Source organism: Oceanivirga salmonicida (assembly GCF_001517915.1).
Lineage (GTDB): Bacteria > Fusobacteriota > Fusobacteriia > Fusobacteriales > Leptotrichiaceae > Oceanivirga > Oceanivirga salmonicida.
In genome coordinates this window covers 1-5,832 of sequence record NZ_LOQI01000083.1, presented here as the reverse complement: position 1 = coordinate 5,832, position 5,832 = coordinate 1, and the positions used below count along the sequence as shown (strand labels likewise).

Here is a 5,832-nt window from a genome sequence, read left to right as displayed (position 1 = left end):
TTTAATTTTATCTGAAAGTTCCTTATTTTTTATATCAAGAAAATATGCTCTTAAAAGTTTTTGTATTGCATATTTTACTTCATCCAAACTTTTTGCTTCCTTATTTTTAAAATCAAGGTGTATTACTGGTCTTGTTCCTATATATTTCATTTTTTCTGTTTTGGCTATCTTTTTATCATTAAAAAATTCTAGTGCCTTTTCTTTTTTATTTTTATTAAAGAAAAAGTTTATTGTATCTAATCCAAGTGTCTTACCAAATCTACGAGGTCTACATATTAATACTGTTTCATTTATTGGGTCTCCGTAATTATTTATTAATTTATCTATAAGCATTGTTTTATCTACATAAAAAGTCTCTTTACGAATACTTCCTATACTAAAACTTGTCTTAAATTCTATATTCATAATACCACCCTTTCTTTTATATATTATATTCTCTATTCATATATATTTCAAGTGAAAAGCCTAAGATAATTTTTTAGAGTATAAAAAAGAGCCTTAACAAATAATATGTTTTTTGTTTCAACTCTTTAACTGCATATTTTTAATAAGTGTCATATAAATCTTTATATACACTTATTCCTACCATCATTATAATTAGAAAACTTGTTATAAGACCAAAGAAAAGAACTACTTTTTCTAATCTTGCTTCAAATACAGTATGTTTTACTTCTTTTCTATTTAATAGTTTTGCTATAAAATAGTTTATCAAAATTAATGATAAATGAGTAATAATAAGTAAAATATTTTGCATATTATAACTTAAATTAAAATTTCTTATTAATTGTCCTACCAAAAATATTCCACCAAAATATATGAATATAATTAATGGAAAACCAATACCAGTAAAACTTATCATATATATCATCTCCCACTAAAATTTTAATGATTTTTAAAATATAACTATTTTATATGTTAATTATATCTCGTTTTATTTATTTTACAATATTATTCCTATCTTTTTTCATTAAACGAAATATATTCTTGCCCAAATACTTCTATCTCATCTAGAACTTTTTTAAATTCATTACCTATCTCACTTAGTCTATATTCTACTTTTGGTGGAACTTGGGCATAAACTTTCCTTATAATTAAATGCTCTTTTTCTAATTGGCGTAATTCTCTTGTTAAAACTGTTCTACTAATTATTGGCATTAGTTTTTCAAGTTCATTAAATCTTTTTGTTCCAGTACTCAAATGATACAGAACAAGAATAGTCCACTTTCCTTGTAAAATCTTTTGAGTTATAGCAAACGGACACTTTTCATAAATATTTCCCATAAAATAACCTCCTAAAATATTAAATAGTATTTATTTAGTTACTATGTATTATAAATGTTCGTACTTGAAAAATCAATACCTTGTATTTATAATATACTTAAAATATATTAGGAGGTGTTTAATATGAAAGCATTAGAAGTTTTTAATACTTATGCAAAAGCATTAGAACAAGGAGATTTTCAACTTGTTTTTGAAACTTTATCAGATAATATTATTTGGCATATGGGAGGAAATGGAGTTCTTTCAGGTACTGTAACTGGAAAAGAAGAATTAGCAAAAAGAATAGAGCAATTTTCTATTAGGAGTAATAATACATTTAGAGTAATGACAAATTGGGCAGCAGATAATGATAATTTTGTTGTTGCAAGTGTAGTATCTGTTGCAAAGCGTAATGATAATGAATTAAATATGGAAGGAATTGATCTATTTAAAATTTCAGAAAATAAGATAGTTGAAGTTTGGACTTTTGCTAAATTTCAATCCATTGAAGACGAATTTTGGAAATAAAGAAAAGCACTTTTAGGAGTGCTTTTTATACATAATTTTAATTATTTATTATATTAAAACTTCTTCATTTTTAATATCTAACATAAATTCTTTATTTTTTTCTAATACTATATCAACAACTTTTATATAGTCTTCAACTTGCTCTACTGCAAATCCTATATATTTATTTGCATCTAAAATATCTGTTAATTCTTTTTCATCTATTTTTAATCTTCCATCTTTTAAAATTCTATCTATTAATTTATTTGGATTTCCATCTAATTTAATACTTTTTGTTTCTTCCATAGATAATTGTCTGATTATTTCATGTACAACTTGTCTATCCATACCATTTTTAACTGCTCTCATTATAATATTTTCAGTTGCCATAAATGGTAATTCTTTTTTAAGATTAGCTTCTATCATTTTTTCATATACTACTGCATCTGATATTATATTATGCCACAAAATCAATATTGAATCTATTGCTAAAAAACTTTGTGGGTATGATAATCTTTTATTAGCAGAATCATCTAATGTTCTTTCAAACCATTGAGTAGAATGAACTAAATGTCCATTTAATTCATTAGATATTACAAATTTAGAAAGTGCAGATATTCTTTCACACTTCATAGGATTTCTTTTGTATGCCATAGCTGATGAACCTATTTGATTTTTAGAAAAAGGTTCTTCCATTTCTTTTAAATGTTGTAATAATCTAAAATCATTAGTAAATTTATGTGCTGTACTTGCTATACTTGCTAATGTTTGTAATATAAAACTATCTTGCTTTCTATCATAAGTTTGACCACTTACTTCTTGTCTTTTAGAAAATCCTGCTTTTTTACTAACCAATATATCTAATTCTTTTACTTTTGAGTAATCACCATTAAATAATTCTTTAAAACTAGCCTGAGTTCCAGTTGTTCCTTTTACTCCCCTAAATTCTAAATTTTCAATTCTAATATCTAATTCTTGTAAATCATACATTAGTGATTTTAACCATAATGTCGCTCTTTTTCCAACTGTTGTAAGTTGTGCTGCTTGAAAATGAGTATAAGCTAATGTTGCAATTTTTCTATTATTCATTGAAAAATCTCTTAATGATTTAATTACATTTAAAATTCTACTTTTAGTTAAAAGTAGAGCTTGTTTTATTTGAATTAAATCAGTATTATCTCCAACATAAGCACTAGTTGCTCCTAAGTGAATTATTGGTTTTGCTATTGGAACTAAATCTGCAAATGTATGAACATGTGCCATAACATCATGCTTTAATTTTTTTTCATACATATTTGCCACTTCATAATCTATATTAGATATATTAGATTTCATAGCATCTATTTGCTCATTGGTTATAAAGTCTAGTCCTAATTCTTTTTCACTTTGAGCTAAATAGACCCATAATTTACGCCAAGTACTAAATTTAAAATCTGGCGAAAAAATATATTTCATTTTATCACTAGCATACCTACTACATAATGGGTAATCATATACATTCATATTTTTTACTCCTATTTCTAAAATTCTTTTCTATATATGTTTTGATTTCTTTCAGGTCCTACTGATATCATAGATATACTAACACCTAATTCTTTTTCTAAATATTCTATGTATTTTTTACAATTTAGTGGTAAATCTTCATATTTAGTTATTTTAGTAATATCTTCACTCCAAGCATCTAATTCATCATATATTACATTAACCTTAGTTGATTTTCTAAGATTAGCAGGGTATGATTTATACCTTTTACCATCTATCTCATAAGCTATTGCAACTTTTATTTTTTCTAGTCCTGTCAATACATCTATTTTAGTTAGAACTATATCAGTTAAACCATCTATCATTACTGCATATCTTCCCATTACTAAATCAAGCCAACCACATTTTCTAGGTCTACCTGTTGTTGCTCCATATTCATTTCCTATTTTTCTTAAATTTTCTCCTGCTTCATTATCTAATTCAGTTGGGAAAGGTCCTTCTCCTACTCTAGTAGCATATGCTTTCATTACTCCTATTATTCTATTCAATTTATTAGGTGCAACACCTGCTCCTGTACATACTCCACCAGAAGTTGGAGATGATGAAGTTACATATGGATATGAACCATAATCTATGTCTAACATTAATGCCTGTGCTCCTTCAAATAAAACTTTTTTACCTAATTCTAATGCTTCATTTACTTCTAACACTGCATCTATTATTTTATCTTTTAATTTATCTGCTAATTCTAAATATTGATTATACATTTTATCAAAATCAAATGTAGGTTTACCATATCTAATCAACATATCATTTTTTGATTTTAAATTCCAAGCTAATTTATCTCTAAATCTATCTTTATCTAATAAATCCCCTATTCTTATACCATTTCTAGAAATTTTATCATTGTAGCAAGGTCCTATTCCTCTTAAAGTTGTTCCTATCTTATTTTCACCTAATGCTTCTTCTTTTGCTTTATCAATAGCAATATGATATGGCATAATAACATGAGCTCTTTCATCTATAAATAAATGATTAGCATTTAAACCCCTTTTTTCTAATTCAGAAATTTCTTTTAATAAAACTACTGGATCTACTACAACACCACTTCCTATAATACATTTGCCCTTAGCATTTATTATACCTGATGGTAATAAATGTAATACAAATTTCTCGTCTCCTACAACTACTGTATGCCCTGCATTATTTCCACCTTGAAATCTCACTACATAATCCGCTTTTGGTGATAGTACGTCTATTATTTTACCTTTTCCTTCATCTCCAAATTGAGTTCCTACTACAACATAAGTATCATAATTTTTCATATTATTCTTCTTCCTTTACTACTTTTCCTATATATGGCAAAGCCCTATGCCTTTGTGCATAATCTATACCGTAACCTACTACAAATTCATCAGGGATTATAAAGCCTTGATAATCTACATTTATATCTACTATTCTTCTTTCCGGTTTATCTAATAGTGTACATACTTTTAATGTTTTGGGTTGTCTTTCTTTTAATATTTTACATACCTTAGATAAAGTAAAGCCCGTATCAATTATATCTTCAACAATAACTACATTCTTTCCTTCAATACAAACATCTAAATCTTTTAAAATTTTAATTTCTCCACTAGTTTGCATACTGCTCCCATAACTTGAAACTGACATAAAGTCTATTTCTATTACATTGTCTAATTTTCTTGATAAATCTGCTAAAAACATTAAAGAACCTCTTAAAAGACCTATTACCAAAATATCTTTTCCCTTAAATTCTTCATTTATTTTTTCAGCAATTTCTAATACTTTATCAGATATACTTTTCTCTGATATCATTTCTTCAATATGATATTTCATATTTCAACTACCTCCCATATTTACACTACAAAAATAGTATAACAAAATTAGACATAATAAGCAATGTATGTTAAAATATTTATATAAATAAATTAGAGGAGGAAAGATAAATGAAGGAAATACTAATAGGTGCTAAATACACTGAAACTACGATAGTTAAAGAAGAAGATTTAGCATGTAAATGGGGTTCAGGAAAAGCTAGAGTATATGCTACTCCATCAATGATAGCATTTATGGAAATAACATCTACACATTGTATAGATCAATTTTTAGAAGGTAATGAAATAACTGTTGGAACTATGGTAAATATTAAGCATTTAAAAGCTAGTCCAATAAATTCAAAAGTTGTATCAGAATGTGAAATTTTAGAAGTTAATAAAAAAGAAATTTTACTAAGTGTAAAATGTTTTGTAAATGGCGAACTTATAGGTTCTGGAACTCATACTAGATATGTAGTAGATAAAGTAAAATTTGAAGAAAAATACAGTTAATTTAAAAAAGGGAATGTGCTTCAAACACAAACCCTTATTTTTTATTAAAATGAATAATCTAATCCTAAATTTAAAATTACATCATAATATTTAAAAGTAACTTTATCTTCTAATTTACCGAACTTATTATCACCTTCAACATTTAAAGCACTCTTTGAAAAGAATGTTGGTATAGTTAATTTAGATTTTAGTTTTAATCCTTTAACTATCTTATACTCTAATTTAGCATATGGTT

9 protein-coding genes are annotated in these 5,832 nt (G+C 25.9%); 2 read left to right on the top strand and 7 right to left on the bottom strand.

All coding sequences use genetic code 11. The features are described 5' to 3' along the window. The 3 genes from AWT72_RS07780 to AWT72_RS07770 all read right to left on the bottom strand — a co-directional run. Positions 1–405 (bottom strand): AAA family ATPase (locus tag AWT72_RS07780; protein WP_156413110.1); only part of this gene is annotated, 405 nt, incomplete at its 3' end. Positions 406–544: 139 nt separating this feature from the next. Next, complete coding sequence (locus AWT72_RS07775) at positions 545–859, bottom strand: hypothetical protein (RefSeq protein ID WP_067143308.1); 315 nt, start codon at positions 857–859, stop codon at positions 545–547. 95 nt (positions 860–954) lie between these two features. Next, positions 955–1,281, bottom strand: coding sequence for a winged helix-turn-helix transcriptional regulator (locus AWT72_RS07770; RefSeq protein WP_067143306.1), 327 nt, complete (start codon positions 1,279–1,281; stop codon positions 955–957). Between the two features lie 123 nt (positions 1,282–1,404). Between AWT72_RS07770 and AWT72_RS07765 the strand changes: the two genes are divergently transcribed. Further along, the gene (locus AWT72_RS07765) at positions 1,405–1,788 is read left to right on the top strand and encodes a nuclear transport factor 2 family protein (protein WP_067143302.1); all 384 of its coding nucleotides are present in this window, start codon (positions 1,405–1,407) and stop codon (positions 1,786–1,788) included. 48 nt (positions 1,789–1,836) lie between these two features. Here AWT72_RS07765 and purB read toward each other — a convergent pair whose 3' ends face one another. The 3 genes from purB to hpt are packed head-to-tail and all read right to left on the bottom strand — an operon-like array spanning position 1,837 to position 5,106. After that, complete coding sequence (purB, locus tag AWT72_RS07760; RefSeq protein ID WP_067143296.1) at positions 1,837–3,270, bottom strand: adenylosuccinate lyase; 1,434 nt, start codon at positions 3,268–3,270, stop codon at positions 1,837–1,839. Positions 3,271–3,287: 17 nt separating this feature from the next. Then, positions 3,288–4,574: an adenylosuccinate synthase gene (locus tag AWT72_RS07755; protein WP_067143293.1), complete on the bottom strand. Its 1,287-nt coding sequence runs from the start codon at positions 4,572–4,574 to the stop codon at positions 3,288–3,290. A gap of 1 nt (position 4,575) precedes the next feature. Continuing rightward, positions 4,576–5,106 (bottom strand): hypoxanthine phosphoribosyltransferase, encoded by a 531-nt coding sequence (hpt, locus tag AWT72_RS07750; protein ID WP_067143290.1) that lies wholly within the window; start codon positions 5,104–5,106, stop codon positions 4,576–4,578. Positions 5,107–5,216: 110 nt separating this feature from the next. Here hpt and AWT72_RS07745 point away from each other — a divergent pair, with 110 nt between their 5' ends. Next, complete coding sequence (locus tag AWT72_RS07745) at positions 5,217–5,597, top strand: thioesterase family protein (RefSeq protein ID WP_067143287.1); 381 nt, start codon at positions 5,217–5,219, stop codon at positions 5,595–5,597. A 44-nt stretch (positions 5,598–5,641) separates the two neighbouring features. Here AWT72_RS07745 and AWT72_RS09740 read toward each other — a convergent pair. After that, the coding region (locus AWT72_RS09740; protein ID WP_197407635.1) for a hypothetical protein at positions 5,642–5,832 on the bottom strand (191 nt) is incomplete at its 5' end.

Excerpts from the sequence above, each read along its gene's own strand:
- AWT72_RS07770 (WP_067143306.1), bottom strand. The coding sequence starts at position 1,281 with ATGGGAAATATTTATGAAAAGTGTCCGTTTGCTATAACTCAAAAGATT.
- purB (WP_067143296.1), bottom strand. The coding sequence starts at position 3,270 with ATGAATGTATATGATTACCCATTATGTAGTAGGTATGCTAGTGATAAA.
- AWT72_RS07765 (WP_067143302.1), top strand. The coding sequence starts at position 1,405 with ATGAAAGCATTAGAAGTTTTTAATACTTATGCAAAAGCATTAGAACAA.
- AWT72_RS07775 (WP_067143308.1), bottom strand. The coding sequence starts at position 859 with ATGATAAGTTTTACTGGTATTGGTTTTCCATTAATTATATTCATATAT.
- AWT72_RS07755 (WP_067143293.1), bottom strand. The coding sequence starts at position 4,574 with ATGAAAAATTATGATACTTATGTTGTAGTAGGAACTCAATTTGGAGAT.
- AWT72_RS07745 (WP_067143287.1), top strand. The coding sequence starts at position 5,217 with ATGAAGGAAATACTAATAGGTGCTAAATACACTGAAACTACGATAGTT.
- hpt (WP_067143290.1), bottom strand. The coding sequence starts at position 5,106 with ATGAAATATCATATTGAAGAAATGATATCAGAGAAAAGTATATCTGAT.